Below are 15856 nucleotides of genomic sequence, written 5' to 3'. Positions count from 1 at the left end.
GCTGACACCGTCTCAGGCACGACGCCCGCCGGGGGCGCCGGTACCGCCGCCCGTACCGCTGAGGGGCCCGCCGCCGGGATGGCCGCCCGTACCGCCCCCGGCCCCCCGCCGCCCCCGCTGGGCCGCCAGTACCGCCAGGCCCGCCGCCAGCCATACGGCCCCGACCGCCTGGGCCGCCGCCGAGGCCTCCACGATGACCGCCACCGTCACCGCCGCGCCCAGCACCGGTACGACCAGGTGCCGCCACCAGACGGGCGGGCCGGCCATCCGCCGCACCACGAACCAGCCCACCACCGAGGCGTGCAGCAGGGTGAAGGCCGTCAGCGCCCCCACGTCCACCACCGACACCAGGTGGTCCAGCCCGTCGTCGCGCCGCGCCGCCCACACCGCCGCCACCAGCGTCACCGCCGCCGCCACCAGCAGCGCCGGGCGCGGGGTGCCCCCGCTCGTACGCGCCAGGGCCTTCGGCAGCCGCCGCTCCCGCGCCATCGCGAACAGCAGCCGCCCGGCCGCCGCCTGCCCGGCCAGGGCCGCGAAGGCGGCGCCGACCGCCTTGCTGGCGGCCACCAGGTCGTGCAGCCAGCCGCCCACCGACGCGTCCACCGCGTCGTAGAAGGCGGGCCCCTGCTTCGCCGGGTCGGCGGCCAGCTCCGCCGAGCTGACGGGGGTGAGCAGGGCCGCCAGGTACGTCTGCGCGAGGAACAGCACCCCGGTCAGCGCCAGGCAGAACAGCACCGCCCTGGCCACCTTCGCCGAACCGCCCGTGACCTCCTCCGCGAAGGAGGCGATCGCGTCGAAGCCCAGGTACGAGAGCACCGCGACCGAGACCGCGCCGAGCACGGCCGCGAGCGAGAAGCCGAGCGAGCCGTCGCCGGTCAGCGGGGACAGCCAGCCGCGCTGCGCCCCGTCCCTGGCCAGTACGGTCACCGCCGACACCAGGAAGACCAGCAGGACGGCGATCTCCATGGCGAGCACGGCGAAGCCGACGCGGGCGGCCGCCCGTACGCCCCACAGGTTCAGCAGGGTGGTCACCACCACCGCCAGGGCCGTCCACACCCACCGGGAGACCTCCGGCACCAGGGCGTTCATCGCGATCCCCGAGAACAGGTAGGCGACCGCCGGGATCAGCAGGTAGTCCAGCATCGCCATCCACCCGGCGATCAGTCCCGCTCCCTCTCCGAGGCCCTTCCGCGCGTACGTGAAGACCGAGCCGGCCTGCGGGGCCACCCGGACCATCTGCGCGTAGCTGAAGGCCGTGAAGGCCATCGCGACGGTGGCGACGAGGTAGACGAGGGCGACCGCGCCGTGCGATTTCGCGTCGAGGGTGCCGAAGACCCCGACGGGGGCCATGGGGGCGATGAACAGAAGCCCGTACACCACCAGGTCCCGGAAGCCGAGATCCCGCCGGAGGGCCCCGCCGGAACCCTCCACTCCGTCGGTTCGACCGCCGGACATACGGCCCCCTCCGTGGTGTGTGCGTTCCTTCGCTGCGCGTACGTGATTTCGACCCAGTCTGAAGGACGGGCGCGATCTCCGGCCTCCGCCGCTCCGCCGTACGATGGACGGCATGACTGCCTCCGCATCCCGCCGTGTCCTGCTCGCTGCCCCCCGCGGCTACTGTGCGGGCGTCGACCGTGCCGTGATCGCCGTGGAGAAGGCCCTCGAGCAGTACGGGGCGCCGATCTACGTCCGCCACGAGATCGTGCACAACAAGTACGTCGTACAGACCCTGGAGAAGAAGGGCGCGATCTTCGTCGAGCAGACGGCGGAGGTCCCCGAGGGCAGCATCGTGATGTTCTCCGCGCACGGGGTCGCGCCGGTGGTGCACGAGGAGGCGGCCCGCGGCAGGCTCGCGACGATCGACGCGACCTGCCCCCTGGTCACCAAGGTGCACAAGGAGGCCGTCCGCTACGCCAACGAGGACTTCGACATCCTCCTCATCGGCCACGAGGGCCACGAGGAGGTCATCGGCACCTCCGGCGAGGCCCCCGACCACATCACGATCGTGGACGGCCCGCACGACGTGGACAAGGTCACCGTCCGCGACGAGTCCAAGGTCGTCTGGCTCTCCCAGACCACCCTCTCCGTGGACGAGACCATGGAGACCGTCGACGCCCTGAAGACCAGGTTCCCGCTGCTGGTCTCCCCGCCGAGCGACGACATCTGCTACGCCACCTCCAACCGCCAGGCGGCCGTCAAGGCCATGGGCGCGGACGCCGACCTGGTCATCGTCGTCGGCTCCAAGAACTCCTCGAACTCCATCCGCCTGGTCGAGGTCGCCCTCGACGCGGGCGCGCGCGCCGCCTACCTGGTCGACTTCGCGAGCGAGATCGACGAGGCCTGGCTGGAGGGCGTCACCACGGTCGGCCTGACCTCGGGCGCCTCCGTGCCGGAGGTCCTGGTCGAGGAGGTCCTGGAGTGGCTCGCGGCCCGCGGCTACGCGGACGTGGAGATCGTCAAGACCGCCGAGGAGTCCATCGTCTTCTCGCTGCCGAAGGAGCTGCGCCGCGACCTGCGCGCGGAGGCGGCGACCCTGCTCGCCGAGAAGTAGGCCCGCCCCCGGCCGCCGAGGTCCCGGGCGGGACGAGTAGTCGACGCGCCCCGCCTTCCGTACCGTGAAACCATGCAGACGATGCAGATCATGGGCGTGGACATCGGCGGTTCCGGCATCAAGGGCGCCCCGGTCGACCTGGAGCGCGGCGACCTGGCGACCGAGCGCCACAAGGTCCTCACCCCGCAGCCGGCCACCCCCGAGGGGGTCGCCGGCTGCGTTGCCGAGGTGGTCCGCGCCTTCGACTGGCAGGGCCCCGTGGGCGTCACCTTCCCCGGCGTGGTCACGGCCGGCACCATCCGTACGGCGGCCAACATGGACCCGTCCTGGGTCGGCACCGACGCCCGCACCCTGCTCTCCGGGGCCCTCGGCGGCCTGCCGGTCACGGTCCTGAACGACGCCGACGCGGCCGGGGTCGCCGAGATGACGTACGGCGCCGGCCGCGGCCGCACGGGCACGGTCCTCGTCCTCACCCTGGGTACGGGCATCGGCAGCGCCCTCTTCACCGGCGGCCGCCTCGTCCCCAACACCGAACTGGGCCACCTGGAGCTCCACGGCCACGACGCGGAGACCCGCGCCTCGGTGAAGGCCAAGGAGGACCACGACCTCAGCTGGGAGCGCTGGGCCCGCCGGGTCCAGCGGTACCTCGCGCACGTGGAGATGCTCTTCTCGCCGGAACTGTTCGTCATCGGCGGCGGCGTCAGCCGCAAGCCGGAGAAGTTCCTCCCCCTCATCGAGGGCATCGCGGCCGAGATCGTCCCGGCACAGCTCCAGAACAACGCGGGCATCGTCGGCGCCGCGATGGCGTCCCGCGCGGCGGCGGGCGCGTAGCGCTTCGCGCCGGGGCGGAAGCCGCTCCCGCCCCTTCCCTCGGGTCAGGCGGCGCGGCGGGGTACCCGGCCGCCCGGCACCACCCGGGCCGCCCCCGCCGGAGCCCGCTCCGACGGGGCGCGCCCGGCGCCCGCCGCGCGGCGCCTGCCGATCAGCACGGCCTTGCGCACGACGACGATCAGGGCGGCCAGCAGCGTGCCCCCGTACAGCCAGCCCGCGTGCAGGGACAGCTCGGTGACCACGCCCATCACCTGGCCGCCGAAGCCGCCCGAGCCCCCGGCGATCAGCCAGACCCCGGTGGCGAAGGCGATCGGGGCGGAGACGGGGGCGGTGATCAGGTCGGCGGGGCGCACCCACAGCGCGGTCGCCGCCGCCACGGGGACGAACAGCACCCCGTACGCGACCACCGAACCGTCGAAGAGCAGCCACGCCACCCCCGCGGCCAGCAGCATCGCCGCGCAGGCGAACAGCCCGCCGCCCAGCCCGGTCAGCCGCGGCGCCGGCAGCCGGCGCAGCAGCGGCACCGGCCGGGTGCCGCCGCGGGCCCCCGGCCGCGGGCGCGGGGTGCGGCCCTGGGCGGGCAGGGCGGTGCGGTGGCCCGGCGTCGCCCGCGGGCGTCGCTCGGGGTGATGCGGCGAACGCGTCCTGTATTGCTCCACGCGACCAAAGTAGGTCGAGCGGCGCCCCGAACCGCCCCATGGACACGCGTTTTCCCACAGTTGACCGAGACCGGTCCCTCCCGGGCGCCGACGGGGCCCGGGCCCGGGGGCCGTAAACTGTAGGACGGCCTGACCTCGGGCCGCCCCACCTCCAGCTCACGGGAAGTCGCCAACGTGTCGCTCACGATCGGAATCGTCGGCCTGCCGAATGTCGGCAAGTCGACCCTGTTCAACGCCCTGACCAAGAACGACGTGCTGGCGGCCAACTACCCGTTCGCCACGATCGAGCCGAACGTCGGCGTCGTCGGCGTCCCGGACCCCCGCCTCGCGGTCCTCGCCGGGATCTTCAAGTCGGAGCGCGTCCTGCCCGCCACCGTCGACTTCGTCGACATCGCCGGCATCGTGCGCGGCGCGAGCGAGGGCGAGGGCCTGGGCAACAAGTTCCTGGCGAACATCCGCGAGTCGGACGCGATCTGCCAGGTCATCCGCGCCTTCAAGGACGAGAACGTCATCCACGTGGACGGCAAGGTCTCGCCCAAGGACGACATCGAGACGATCAACACCGAGCTGATCCTCGCCGACCTCCAGTCCATCGAGAAGGCGGAGCCGCGCCTGACGAAGGAGTCCCGCCTCCAGAAGGACAAGGTCGCGGTCCTGGCGGCGGTCGTCGAGGCCCGCAAGATCCTCGAAGAGGGCCACACCCTGTTCTCGAAGGGCATCACCAAGGGCACGGAGCAGGGCGACCTCCTCCACGAGCTGCACCTGCTCACCACCAAGCCCTTCCTCTACGTCTTCAACGTGGACGAGGACGAGCTGACGGACGAGGCCTTCAAGGCCGAGCAGTCCGCCCTGGTGGCCCCGGCCGAGGCGATCTTCCTCAACGCCAAGCTGGAGGCGGACCTCGCCGAGCTGGACGACGAGGAGGCCCTCGAACTCCTCCAGTCCGTCGGCCAGGAGGAGCCCGGCCTCGCCACCCTCGGCCGTGTCGGCTTCGCCACCCTGGGCCTGCAGACCTACCTGACGGCCGGCCCGAAGGAAACCCGCGCCTGGACCATCAAGCAGGGCGCCACCGCCCCCGAGGCCGCCGGCGTCATCCACACCGACTTCCAGCGCGGCTTCATCAAGGCCGAGGTCATCTCCTTCGCCGACCTGGTCGCCTGCGGCTCGGTAGCCGAAGCCCGCTCCAAGGGCAAGGCCCGCATGGAGGGCAAGGACTACGTCATGCAGGACGGCGACGTGGTGGAGTTCCGCTTCAACGTGTAGCGGCTCCGCTGCCGTACTCGGCAGACCAGGAGGGGCCGGACTCGATCGATCGAGTCCGGCCCCTCCTGCGTTCCCGCGCTGCCGCAGTACCGGATCTTCAGCTGGTGCGCGGTGGTGTGAGCGTGTCGAGGTCCAGGGTGATCTCGAAGGGCACCGGGCGCTGGAGGGTGCCGCGGAAGATCCCGGCGGGGGCGTAGGCGCCGGTCGGCTCGTCGAGCTCGTAGACGTGGATCACGGGGGCCCCGTCCTCGTCCTCGATGCACCAGTAGTGCGGGATGCCGGCCTCCGCGTACTTGCGGAGTTTCACCGTGCGGTCGCGGTGGGCGGACTCGGGCGAGACGACCTCGACGACGAGCTGGACGTCCTCCGGCGCGAACCAGGTGCGGTCTGCGTCGAAATCGGCCGTTGTGACGAGCAGGTCCGGTTCGGGACGGTTGCGCGGGTCGAGCTTGATGGTCATCTCGCGGCCGACTCTGGTGCCTGCGGGTACCTGTGCCATGAGTGCGACCGTGAGCATGGTGACGAGGTGGCCGTGCCACCACCTCTGGGGCGACAGCATGAAGACGAGGGATCCGTCGATCAGCTCGGTGTGGCGGGGTGCCTCGGGGAGGCGGTCCAGGTCCTCCGCGAACCAGCCTTCCGCGCGAGGCGGGCGCATCCAGTCGGGCAGCGCGGTCATGGCATCACGGTAGCGGCCCGGGGGTCGGGCCGGAGGGGCGATGAACGGGCCGGGGGTTCGGCAGTGTGTGCGGGGGCGGCCGGGAAAAGGGGTTTGAAGTGCAGGGATGGGTGTGTGAGGGTGGCGGGCGTTGGTGTGATCTTGAGATGTGGGGGCGGAAATGGTGCTCGGTGACAAGGTGCGGCTGCGGGCGCTGCGGGTGGGGGACGCCGAGGCGCTGTGGCGCTGGAACCACGACCCCGAGGTCATGCGCTGGATGAGCGACGGCTACGCGCAGCCCCTCGACCGTACGGAGAAGTGGCTCGCCGAGCGGGAGCGCAACGCGTACGCCGATGTCGTCTACGGGGCCGAGTCCATCGAGGACGGGACCCTCATCGGGCTGGTGTGCCTGCGGGGGGCCGAGCCCGAGACCGGGATCGCCGAGCTCGACATCTACCTCGGCGAGAAGGCGTACTGGGGCAAGGGCTACGCCACCGACACCCTGCGCACCATGTGCCGCTACGGGTTCGAGAAGATGCGCCTCCACAAGATCACGCTGACCGTGGTCACCGAGAACGAGCCCGCGCACCACATCTACCGCAAGGTCGGGTTCGTGGAGGAGGGCCGGCTGCGCCAGGTCTTCCGCCGGGACGGCCGCTGGTACGACATGTTCACGATGGGGCTGCTGGAAGGCGAGCTGCGCTAGCCCGGTCACGTTTTTGGTCGTTTTTGCAACCTCCTGGGTTGTTCGTGCATCAGGTAGGGCGGGGATACCAACCCGTCCTGTCCTGAGGGGCAGGCCTGACCGTTCGGAGCCAGTCCCGTGCACCAGTACCCGCAGCGCCCGCGGCCCGAGGACGAGCAGCCCGCGTCGCACGGGCAGCAGCCGTACCCGTACCCGTACGCGGACCAGTCTTCGAACCCGTACCGGTACGGGGGCTCGCAGTCCGACGGGTACGCCGATCCGTACGCAGGGGCCTACCCGCCGCCCTACCAGGGGCCGGGGGCCCCGGTGCCGCAGGGGCAGCCGGTGCAGCCGGATCAGCGGGGCCAGCAGGGCCAGCAGGGTCATTACGGGCAGCAGGTGCCTTACGGGCAGTACCAGCAGCCGTACCAGCAGCAGTACGCGCAGCCGCCCGTGCAGCCGCCCGTGCCCGAGCCGCCCCGGCGGCGTCGGCGGGGGCGGGGTGTGGTTGCCGGGGTCGTGGCGCTGGTCGTGCTCGCCGGGGCCGGGGTCGGGGTGGCCGGGTGGAAGCTGGACTGGTTCAACGACAACGGCGAGCCGGTCAGCTTCGCCAAGCCCGCCGGGGCCGGCGGGCAGGGCGCGGGGCAGGGGGCAGGGCAGGGTGAGGGGAAGGACGCCGGGGGCGGGGAGTCCTCCGGGGTCTCCCTGCCGGCCGGGCCCTTCGCCGAGTTCAAGCGGACCTCGCGGCTCGACGACGGCACCTCGATCGTCAAGACCCGGCTGACCGGCGCGAAGTCCGGGTTCACGGGTGACGTGTGGGTGTGGGTGCCCAAGGAGTACGAGGACCCGAAGTACGCGAAGAGCGCGTTCCCGGTGCTCATCTCCCTGCCCGGCGGCAACGGCTACCCCGCGAACTACTGGGCCGACCGCAGCCTCGGCCTCCAGAAGGCCGTCAGCGAAGGGGTCAAGGCCGGGACCAGCCTGCCCTTCATCCTCGTCATGCCGGTGCTCAACCCGGACGAGAAGAACTACTACGACGGCTCGGACATCCCCGGCCAGCCCAGGATGGGCACGTGGATGGCCGAGGACGTGCCCGCCTTGGCCAAGGCCAACTTCCGGACCTTCACCTCCCGCGACGGCTGGGCCTTCATGGGCAACTCCTCCGGCGCGTTCGTCGGGCTCAAGATGGTCATGCAGCACCCCGACCGCTTCAAGGCGGTGATCGCGAGCGGCGGCGAGACGGCCCCCGACTCGCCGCTGTGGCGGGGGGACAGGAAGCTGATGGACGCCAACGACCCCGGCCGGCTGGCGGCGAGGCTGGCGGCCGGGAGCGGTCCCGAGGTCTACGTGAACTTCCAGATCGGGACCAAGGAGGGCGCCGCCGACCTGGCCCGGCTGAAGAAGTTCGAGAAGGACTACGGCAGGGGCCCCGTGAAGATCACCACGCGTGTGATCCAGGGCGGCGACCACAACGGCTGGGACTACGTCCGCGGGATGCAGGAGGGCTCGCTGGAGTGGATCAGCAAGGTGATGGCCAAGCCCGTCCCCCAGTGACCCGGACTACCGGTGGCCCGGTAGTCGGCCGGTACGGGGTGTCTCCCGGAGCGGGGACAATGGTTGTTAATGCGTAGATATGCCAGTAGGGACGGTCGGACATCACGGTGAAGGACAACCTCCAGCACGGCAGCCCGCCCCCCGGGCGGCCCCGCCGCCGGCGGCGGGCGCTGCTCGTCGGCGTGCTGCTGACCGCGCTGCTCGCGGGCGGCGCCGGCGTGGCCGCGTGGCAGACCGACTTCTTCTCCGACAACGGCGAGCCGATGTCCTTCGGCCGGGCCAAGCCGCAGAACCCCGTCAGCAGCACCCACCGGCCGGGCGTCCGGATGCCCACCGGCCCCGCCGCGGACTTCGTGCGCACCGCGCGGCTCCCCGACGGCACGGAGATCGGCCGCACCACCCTGGTGGGGGCGAAGTCCGGGTTCACGGGTGACGTGTGGGTCTGGGTGCCCAAGGAGTACGAGGACCCGCGCTACGCCCGCAGCGCCTTCCCGGTGCTGGTCGCGCTGCCCGGCGGCCGCGGCTACCCCAAGAACTACTGGATGGGCACGGGCCTCGGACTGCAGAAGGCGGTCAGCGAGGGGGTCGAGGCGGGGACCAGCCTGCCCTTCATCCTCGTCATGCCCGTACTGAATCCGGACAAGAAGTTCTACTACGACGGCTCCGACATCCCCGGCCGCCCCCGCATGGGCACCTGGATGGCGGAGGACGTACCGGATTTCGTCAAGGCGAACTTCCGGACCTTCACCTCGCGAGACGGCTGGGCCTTCATGGGCTCCTCCTCGGGCGGGTTCGTGGCCCTCAAGCAGGTCATGCAGTACCCCGAGCGCTTCAAGGCAGTGATCGCCTCCGGCCCGGACACCGTGCCCGACTCCCCGCTGTGGAAGGGCTTCCCCGAGGAGAAGGCCGCGAACAACCCGGAGCGGCTGGCGGAGCGCCTGATCGCCGCCAAGGGCCCGGACGTGTACGTGAACTTCCAGATCGGCACCCGGGAGTCCGGCCGGGCGAACCTGGAGCGGTTCATCCGGACGTACGGGCAGGGGCCCGTGCACACCCGGCTCCAGGTCATCGACGACGGCGAGCACAACGGCAAGTCGTACGTCCGCGGGATGCGCGAGGGCTCGCTGGAGTGGATCAGCAGGGTCATGCTGGCCCCCACCCCCGACCCGCTGCCCACCCCCGGGCGGACCACGGCCCCCGACGTCTGATGGGCGGCGAGGAGCGACTGACGGGCGGGGACGGGGCCCCGGTGGGCGGCGTAGAGCGTACGGAGCCGCGCGGCCTGCGCCGCCGCGGGGCGGTGCTGGCCGCCGCCGGGACCGCCGCGGGGCTGGCCGTCGCCCTCTTCACGTACACGCACGCCTTCGGCGGCCGCACCGAACCGGCGGACCTGCCCTTCCCGGCCGTCGGCGTGCTCATGGCCGACGGCCGGCACTGGTGCACGGCGAGCGTGGTCGACAGCCCGCACGGCAACGTCGTCGCCACGGCCGCGCACTGCGTCTCCCCGGCCGGCGAGGACGGCGAACCGGGCGAGGTGGCCCACGACGGGCTGGCCATCGGCGAGCTGTCCTTCGCCCCCGGCTTCTCCGGCGGCGGCGAGGGGCGCAGGCCGCTCGGGGTCTGGAAGGTCACCTCGGTGCACGTGGACGACCGCTGGCGGCTGTACGGGGACGACACCGCGGACTACGCCTTCCTGACCGTGGCCCCCGACCCCGCCGGGCGCAGCCTCCAGGACGCGGTGGGCCGCGGGCAGGTGCCGGCACCGGACTGGGACTCGGGCGAGGTCCGCGAGGTGACGGTGGCCGGGTACCCGGAGGAGGGCCACAACCCGCACAACGACCCCGTGTCCTGCACCACCCGCACGTCCGCGGCCGAGGGCGAGCCGGGGATGCTGTACATCAACTGCCCGGGGTTCTGGACGGGCACCAGCGGCAGCCCGTGGATCGCGGACCGGGAGGCCGGCGGGTCCGGCGGTACGGCGGGGGGCTCGCCGGGGCGGCTGATCGGGGTGCTCAGCGGCGGGGACACCGACGCGGATTCGACGGCCGCGCGCTTCGACGGCCGGGCCCGCAAGCTGTACGGGGCGGCGGCCGCCGCCCCGGTCGCACCCGCCGCTCCCGCCGCCCGCTGAGGACGCGGGCCGGGCCGCCCGGCGGCCCCTCAGCCCTTGCGCTCCGTGGAGACGATCACGCACACGCCCGCCACCACGATCCCGCCGCCCAGCAGGATCGGCCAGGTCAGGGCCTCGCCGAGGACCAGGGCGCCGAGGAGGACGGCCACGACGGGATTGACGTACGCGTACGTCGAGACCAGGGAGAGCGGCGCCGAGTGCAGCAGCCACACGTACGCCGTGAAGGCCACCAGGGAGCCGAAGAGGATCAGGCCCGCGAAGGCCGTCCAGGAACGGCCGGAGACCGCGCCGAGGTCGAGCCCCCGCTGCTCGCCGCGGACCAGGCCGGTCGCCACCGCGGCCAGCCCGCCCGCGACCATCTCGTACGCGCTCGCCGCGAAGGGGTTGGCGGGCATCGGCAGCCGCCCGGAGGAGTACGAGCCCAGGGACCACAGCAGGGCCGCGACCAGGATCATCACCACGCCCGACATCCGGACCTCGCCGCTCAGGCCCGGCAGGGTGAGCACCCCCAGCCCGGCCATGCCGAGGGCCACCCCGCCGAAGGTGCGCAGCGGCGGCCGCTCCCCGCCCGCCGCCCGCAGCAGGACCACCCACATGGGGACGGCCGCGACGAGCAGGGCCGCCAGGCCCGAGGGGACGTGCTGCTCGGCGAGGACGACGAGGCCGTTGCCGCCGAGGATCAGCAGCAGGCCGACCAGGACGACCGAGCCGAGCTGGGAGCGGTTCAGGCGCAGGGACTGCGGGCCCTGGCGCCAGGCCACGAGGGCGGCGAGCAGCAGGCCCGCGGTGATGAAGCGGGCGCCCGCGGAGAGGAAGGGCGGCATGGTCTCGACGACGATGCGGATGCCGAGGTACGTCGAGCCCCAGACCACGTAGACGATCGCGAGGGCGCCCCAGACCGTGCCGGTCACGCGGCGGACGGGAGAGGCGGCCGGGGCGGCGGCCGCGGAGTCGGGCGGTCCGGCAGGCGGTCCGGGGGGCAGTGCGGGGGGCAGTGCGGGGGGCGTGGCGGCGGCCGGAGCGCCCGCCGCCGCGTCCGCTCCCTGCGCTTCTTCCGCGTCCGCGGGCTTCGATAGGTGCATGACGCAAGATCCTAGGGAGATCGGGGCCCCGGAGCCAGGGATCCTGCCCGGAACCGGGCAGGATCCGGGCAGAACTCGGGTGGGGCGGGGGTGGAGGGGCGGTCGGCGGTCCCTGCCCCCGGGCGGGGACCGCCGACCCCGCCGGTTCAGCCCTTGAGGAGCGCGTTCAGTTCCCCGTACGGGAGCCCGTCCGCGAGCGCCGTATACGTTCCCCCGCCCAGCAGCTCGCGGGCCGCCCGCGCCGCCACCGCGTACGCCGCCTCCGCGACCGCCGAGCCCAGGCTCACCCGGGCCGCGCCCAGGGCGGCCAGTTCGGCCACGGACGGGTCGCCGGGACCGACGAGCAGGTTGAGCGGGGCGTCGATGCCCTTGGCCAGCGCGGCCACGGTGTCCGGGTCGGTGGTGCCGGGCACGAAGATGCCGGTGGCGCCCGCCGCGAGGTAGCGGGCGGCCCGCTCCAGGGTCTCGGCCAGCCGGGGCGCGCCGGGTTCGCCGAGTCCGAAGAGGTAGGTGTCCGTACGCGCGTTGATGTAGAGGGGGACGCCGGCCTCGTCGGCCGCGGCGCGGGCGGCCGCGATCCGCTCGGCCAGGGCGTCGGGGCCGATCCGCCCGTCCTCGATGTTGATGCCGACGGCCCCGGCCCGGATCACCCGGGCCACGGTCTCCGCGACCTCCTGCGGGGTGGACCCGTGGCCGCTCTCGATATCGGCGGTGACGGGTACGGGCACGGCGGCCGCGATCCGGGCGACCAGGTCCACGGCCTGGTCGCGGGCGATGGCGTCCCCGTCCGGGGCGCCCAGGCTCCAGGCCACCCCGGCGCTGGTGGTGGCCACGGCGGGGGAGCCGGCGGCGGCGACGATCCGGGCGCTGGCCGCGTCCCAGGCGTTGGCCAGGGCCAGGGGGGTGCCGGGGACGTGCAGGGCGCGGAAGGCGCGGGCGAGTTCGGCGGGGGCGGGGCGGGCAGCGGCCCCCGACTGCCCTGCGGTTGCTGCGTGTTCGGTGCTGGTCATGAGGCCACTCCATCATCCGCGGCGGGAATCCGCTGGCGGAAATCCGACATGCATGCGCAGGGGGCGGCCGGGTCCGGGGTCTGCCCGGAACGCGTCTGTTCATTGCGGCCGTATGTCGTGTACGCGTCGCACGAGAGGCGGGTACGGCAATTCGTGGCCGTTGTGTGGCGTGGCTGTGAAGCGTTGGGCGCACTCTTGTGGGATCTCGGTGGCGTGCGTCAACCTTTCGGTGGCAGACGGGAGTTGGCCGCAGGATCTCCTTTCTTGTTTGTCATGTTCATGTCTTCGCGTCTGCCTCACCCCCCGCAACGCACCACCTATGAGGAGGACCCCTCAGATGTCCGTGATGCGTCCATCACGCCGTAAGATCGCCGGCATCAGCGCGACCGCCGTCGTCGCCCTCGTGCTCGGTGCGGTCTCCGCGCTGCCGGCCACCGCCGCCCCCGCCGAAGGCTTCATCGAGAACGCAGGCGCCGCCGGCGCGATATCCGGCAGCTACATCGTGACCCTCGACGGCGCCAAGGCCGACTCCGCGGCCGGCCGGGCCCTCGCCGCCAAGTACGGGGCCAAGGTCAACCGCACGTACAAGAAGGCGCTCAACGGCTACGAGATCAAGCTCTCCGAGGCCCAGGCCCGGAAGTTCGCAGCCGACCCGGCGGTCAAGTCCGTGGTGCAGAACCGCCTCTTCACCATCGACGCGACCCAGCCGAACCCGCCGTCGTGGGGCCTGGACCGCATCGACCAGACGAACCTGCCGCTGAACCAGAGCTACACCTACCCGGACAAGGCCGGCGAGGGTGTCACGGCGTACGTCATCGACACCGGCGTCCGCATCAGCCACAGCGACTTCGGCGGCCGCGCCTTCAACGGCTACGACGCCATCGACAACGACAACGTCGCCCAGGACGGACACGGCCACGGCACCCACGTCGCCGGCACCGTCGGCGGCGGCGCGTACGGCGTGGCCAAGAAGGTCAAGATCGTCGGCGTCCGCGTGCTCAACAACCAGGGCTCCGGCACCACCGCCCAGGTCGTCGCGGGCATCGACTGGGTCACCCAGAACGCCGTGAAGCCGGCCGTGGCCAACATGTCCCTCGGCGGCGGCGCCGACTCCGCGCTGGACACCGCGGTCCGCAACTCCATCGCCTCGGGCATCACCTACGCGGTGGCGGCGGGCAACGAGTCCACGGACGCCAGCACCAAGTCCCCGGCCCGCGTGGCCGAGGCCATCACGGTCGGCGCGACCACCAGCACGGACGCCAAGGCCAGCTACTCGAACTACGGCAGCATCCTGGACATCTTCGCCCCGGGCTCCTCGATCACCTCGGCGTGGAACACCAACGACACGGCGACGAACTCGATCTCGGGCACCTCGATGGCCTCCCCGCACGTCGCGGGCGCGGCGGCCGTCTGGCTCTCCCAGAACACCTCGGCCACCCCGGCCCAGGTGAGCGCCGCCCTGGTGAGCGCCTCGACCCCGAACGTGGTCACCAGCCCCGGTACGGGCTCCCCGAACCGCCTGCTGCGCGTCGGCGGCGGCACCACCAACCCGCCCGGCCCGAAGTTCGAGAACACCGGCGACTACGCGATCAACGACAACGCCACCGTGGACTCCCCGGTCACCGTCAGCGGCGTCGCCGGCAACGCCCCGGCCGCGCTGACCGTCGCGGTCGACATCAAGCACACGTACATCGGTGACCTCAAGGTCGACCTGGTCGCGCCCGACGGCACCCTGTACAACCTGCACAACCGCACCGGCGGCAGCGCGGACAACATCATCCGCAGCTACACCGTCAACGCCTCCTCCGAGGTCGCGAACGGCACCTGGAAGCTGCGGGTGAACGACAACGCCAACGTCGACACCGGCAAGATCGACGCCTGGTCCCTGCAGTTCTGAGCGGGTCCGGCGGGTACCGGTGACCGTCCGGGGCAGCTGACCGGAAGGGCGCGGACCACGTGACACGGGAGGGGCGGCCGCCACAGCGGCCGCCCCTCCTTCGTGCGCCGTCCGGGACCCGCGGGCCCCGGGCCGGTCAGTGCCGGCGCAGGCCGCGGTCCACGGCGGCCGTCAGCTCGCCGTCGGCGGTGTCCGCGTCCATGGACCAGAACATGGCGCCGCCCAGGCCGTTCTCACGGATGTAGCGGGCCTTGCGGGCGAGGACCTGCGGGTCGTCGTACGTCCACAGGGTGGTGCCGTCGAAGAGCCAGGCGTGGCCGTTGCGGCGGTCGCGGTGGACCTTGTAGGCACCGGAGGCGGCCAGCTTCTTCAGGGCCTTGTAGTCCTCGTACCCGGCGGCGTACGTGGCCGGGGCGGGGCCCGTGGCGGGCTTGCCCATGCCGTTGCCGCCCCCGCTGACCCCGGTCCAGCCCTGCCCGTAGAAGGGCATGCCCATCACGAGCTTGCGGGCGGGGGCGCCGCGGTCGAGCCAGGCCTGCACGGTGCCGTGCACGCTGTAGTCGTTGCGGGCGTAGAGGGCGGACTGCTGGGCGGTGCGCGCCTCGCCGGAGACGTGGAAGTCGTAGCCCTGGAGGTTCACGAAGTCGAAGTCGCGCATGATCTTGCGGACCTCGAAGCCGGCGTCGATCTTCGCCTCGGCCGTGGGCACGTAGGCCGTCAGCTCGTACTTCGCCTTGCGCTTCTGGCTGCGCGAGAGGGCGTCGAGCTGGGTGCGGAACTCCCGCACCAGCGCGGTGAAGTTCTTCTTGTCCTCCGGGCGGAACGTGGTGTCGCTGTCGCCCGCGGAGCCCGGCCACTCCCAGTCGAGGTCGATGCCGTCGAAGACCCCGGCGGCGGCGCCCGGCCCGCCCCGCTCCCCGTCCTTGGGCAGGTTGCCCTTGATGTACAGGTCGATGCAGGAGGAGACGAAGGCCTTGCGGGAGGCCGGGGTGAGGGAGGCGTCGGAGAAGTGCGTCGACCAGCTCCAGCCGCCCAGGGAGATCAGCGCCTTGAGGCCGGGGTGCTTGGCCTTGAGCTCGCGGAGCTGGTTGAAGTTGCCGGCGAGCGGCTGGTCCCAGGTGTCGGCGACCCCGTCCACCGAGTTCGCGGCGTCGACGCCGCGCTGGTAGTCGGCCCAGGCGTCGGCCTCGCCGGGGATGTTGCCCATGATGCACTTGCCTTCGGCGCTGACGTTCCCGAAGGCGTAGTTGATGTGGGTCAGCTTCGCCGCCTGACCGCTCGTGTCCATGTCCTGGATCTGGAAGTCCCGGCCGTAGATGCCCCACTGGGTGAAGTAGCCGACGCGCTTGTACGCGCGGTCGTGGTGGGAGCGGTCCGCGGACGCGGAGTCACGGGCGGACTCCGGGGCCGCGCTCGCGGCGGGGGCGAGGGCGGTGAGGAGCGGGAGGGAGCAGGCGGCGACGGCCAGTCTGCCGAGCGTGCTGCGGCGCATGGGCTTCCTTTGGGGTTGCGGATGCGGGGAGTTGGGCTCGTGC

The 15856-nt window shown here is 72.5% G+C and carries 14 protein-coding genes; 8 read left to right on the top strand and 6 right to left on the bottom strand.

The window, feature by feature from the left end:
- Positions 1–12: 12 nt before the first annotated feature.
- Positions 13–1455, bottom strand: coding sequence for an APC family permease (locus tag ACZ7JZ_RS00335; protein ID WP_470931577.1), 1443 nt, complete (start codon positions 1453–1455; stop codon positions 13–15).
- A 103-nt stretch (positions 1456–1558) separates the two neighbouring features.
- On the opposite strand from ACZ7JZ_RS00335, the gene ACZ7JZ_RS00330 reads away from it, so the two are divergent.
- Together ACZ7JZ_RS00330 and ppgK are read left to right on the top strand one after the other, a co-directional pair.
- The gene (locus tag ACZ7JZ_RS00330; protein ID WP_470931575.1) at positions 1559–2551 is read left to right on the top strand and encodes a 4-hydroxy-3-methylbut-2-enyl diphosphate reductase; all 993 of its coding nucleotides are present in this window, start codon (positions 1559–1561) and stop codon (positions 2549–2551) included.
- Positions 2552–2632: 81 nt separating this feature from the next.
- Positions 2633–3382, top strand: coding sequence for a polyphosphate--glucose phosphotransferase (gene ppgK, locus ACZ7JZ_RS00325; RefSeq protein ID WP_470932403.1), 750 nt, complete (start codon positions 2633–2635; stop codon positions 3380–3382).
- Between the two features lie 44 nt (positions 3383–3426).
- Here ppgK and ACZ7JZ_RS00320 read toward each other — a convergent pair whose 3' ends face one another.
- Positions 3427–4041: a DUF6542 domain-containing protein gene (locus ACZ7JZ_RS00320; protein WP_470931573.1), complete on the bottom strand. Its 615-nt coding sequence runs from the start codon at positions 4039–4041 to the stop codon at positions 3427–3429.
- 174 nt (positions 4042–4215) lie between these two features.
- On the opposite strand from ACZ7JZ_RS00320, the gene ychF reads away from it, so the two are divergent.
- On the top strand, positions 4216–5304 hold the full coding sequence (gene ychF / locus ACZ7JZ_RS00315; RefSeq protein ID WP_470931571.1) for a redox-regulated ATPase YchF: 1089 nt from the start codon (positions 4216–4218) through the stop codon (positions 5302–5304).
- Positions 5305–5401: 97 nt separating this feature from the next.
- On the opposite strand, the gene ACZ7JZ_RS00310 is transcribed toward ychF, so the two are convergent.
- Positions 5402–5983 carry a Uma2 family endonuclease gene (locus ACZ7JZ_RS00310; RefSeq protein WP_470931569.1) on the bottom strand — a complete coding sequence of 194 codons (582 nt, stop codon included), beginning with the start codon at positions 5981–5983 and terminating at the stop codon, positions 5402–5404.
- A 160-nt stretch (positions 5984–6143) separates the two neighbouring features.
- Between ACZ7JZ_RS00310 and ACZ7JZ_RS00305 the strand changes: the two genes are divergently transcribed.
- The 4 genes from ACZ7JZ_RS00305 (at position 6144) to ACZ7JZ_RS00290 (ending at position 10332) form a co-directional block, all read left to right on the top strand.
- Entirely contained in the window at positions 6144–6668 is a 525-nt protein-coding gene (locus tag ACZ7JZ_RS00305) for a GNAT family N-acetyltransferase (protein WP_470931567.1), read from the top strand.
- Between the two features lie 117 nt (positions 6669–6785).
- A complete protein-coding gene (locus ACZ7JZ_RS00300) occupies positions 6786–8201 on the top strand; it encodes an alpha/beta hydrolase (RefSeq protein ID WP_470931565.1) in 1416 nt (471 codons plus the stop codon).
- Between the two features lie 107 nt (positions 8202–8308).
- Positions 8309–9409 carry an alpha/beta hydrolase gene (locus tag ACZ7JZ_RS00295; protein WP_470931563.1) on the top strand — a complete coding sequence of 367 codons (1101 nt, stop codon included), beginning with the start codon at positions 8309–8311 and terminating at the stop codon, positions 9407–9409.
- Between the two features lie 41 nt (positions 9410–9450).
- A complete protein-coding gene (locus tag ACZ7JZ_RS00290) occupies positions 9451–10332 on the top strand; it encodes a trypsin-like serine peptidase (protein ID WP_470931561.1) in 882 nt (293 codons plus the stop codon).
- A 29-nt stretch (positions 10333–10361) separates the two neighbouring features.
- Here ACZ7JZ_RS00290 and ACZ7JZ_RS00285 read toward each other — a convergent pair whose 3' ends face one another.
- Both ACZ7JZ_RS00285 and ACZ7JZ_RS00280 read right to left on the bottom strand, forming a co-directional pair.
- Complete coding sequence (locus ACZ7JZ_RS00285; protein WP_470931559.1) at positions 10362–11414, bottom strand: EamA family transporter; 1053 nt, start codon at positions 11412–11414, stop codon at positions 10362–10364.
- Positions 11415–11560: 146 nt separating this feature from the next.
- Positions 11561–12424, bottom strand: coding sequence for an isocitrate lyase/PEP mutase family protein (locus tag ACZ7JZ_RS00280; RefSeq protein ID WP_470931557.1), 864 nt, complete (start codon positions 12422–12424; stop codon positions 11561–11563).
- A gap of 337 nt (positions 12425–12761) precedes the next feature.
- Here ACZ7JZ_RS00280 and ACZ7JZ_RS00275 point away from each other — a divergent pair, with 337 nt between their 5' ends.
- A complete protein-coding gene (locus ACZ7JZ_RS00275; protein ID WP_470931555.1) occupies positions 12762–14321 on the top strand; it encodes a S8 family peptidase in 1560 nt (519 codons plus the stop codon).
- A 136-nt stretch (positions 14322–14457) separates the two neighbouring features.
- Here ACZ7JZ_RS00275 and ACZ7JZ_RS00270 read toward each other — a convergent pair whose 3' ends face one another.
- Positions 14458–15813, bottom strand: a complete 1356-nt coding sequence (locus tag ACZ7JZ_RS00270; RefSeq protein WP_470931553.1) for a glycoside hydrolase family 18 protein — start codon at positions 15811–15813, stop codon at positions 14458–14460.
- Positions 15814–15856: the final 43 nt, after the last annotated feature.

The sequence above is a fragment of the Streptomyces sp. NPDC038213 genome, assembly GCF_055600495.1.
The sequence above is the reverse complement of the archived record's forward strand: the minus strand, read 5'-3'. Positions and strand labels throughout refer to the sequence as shown.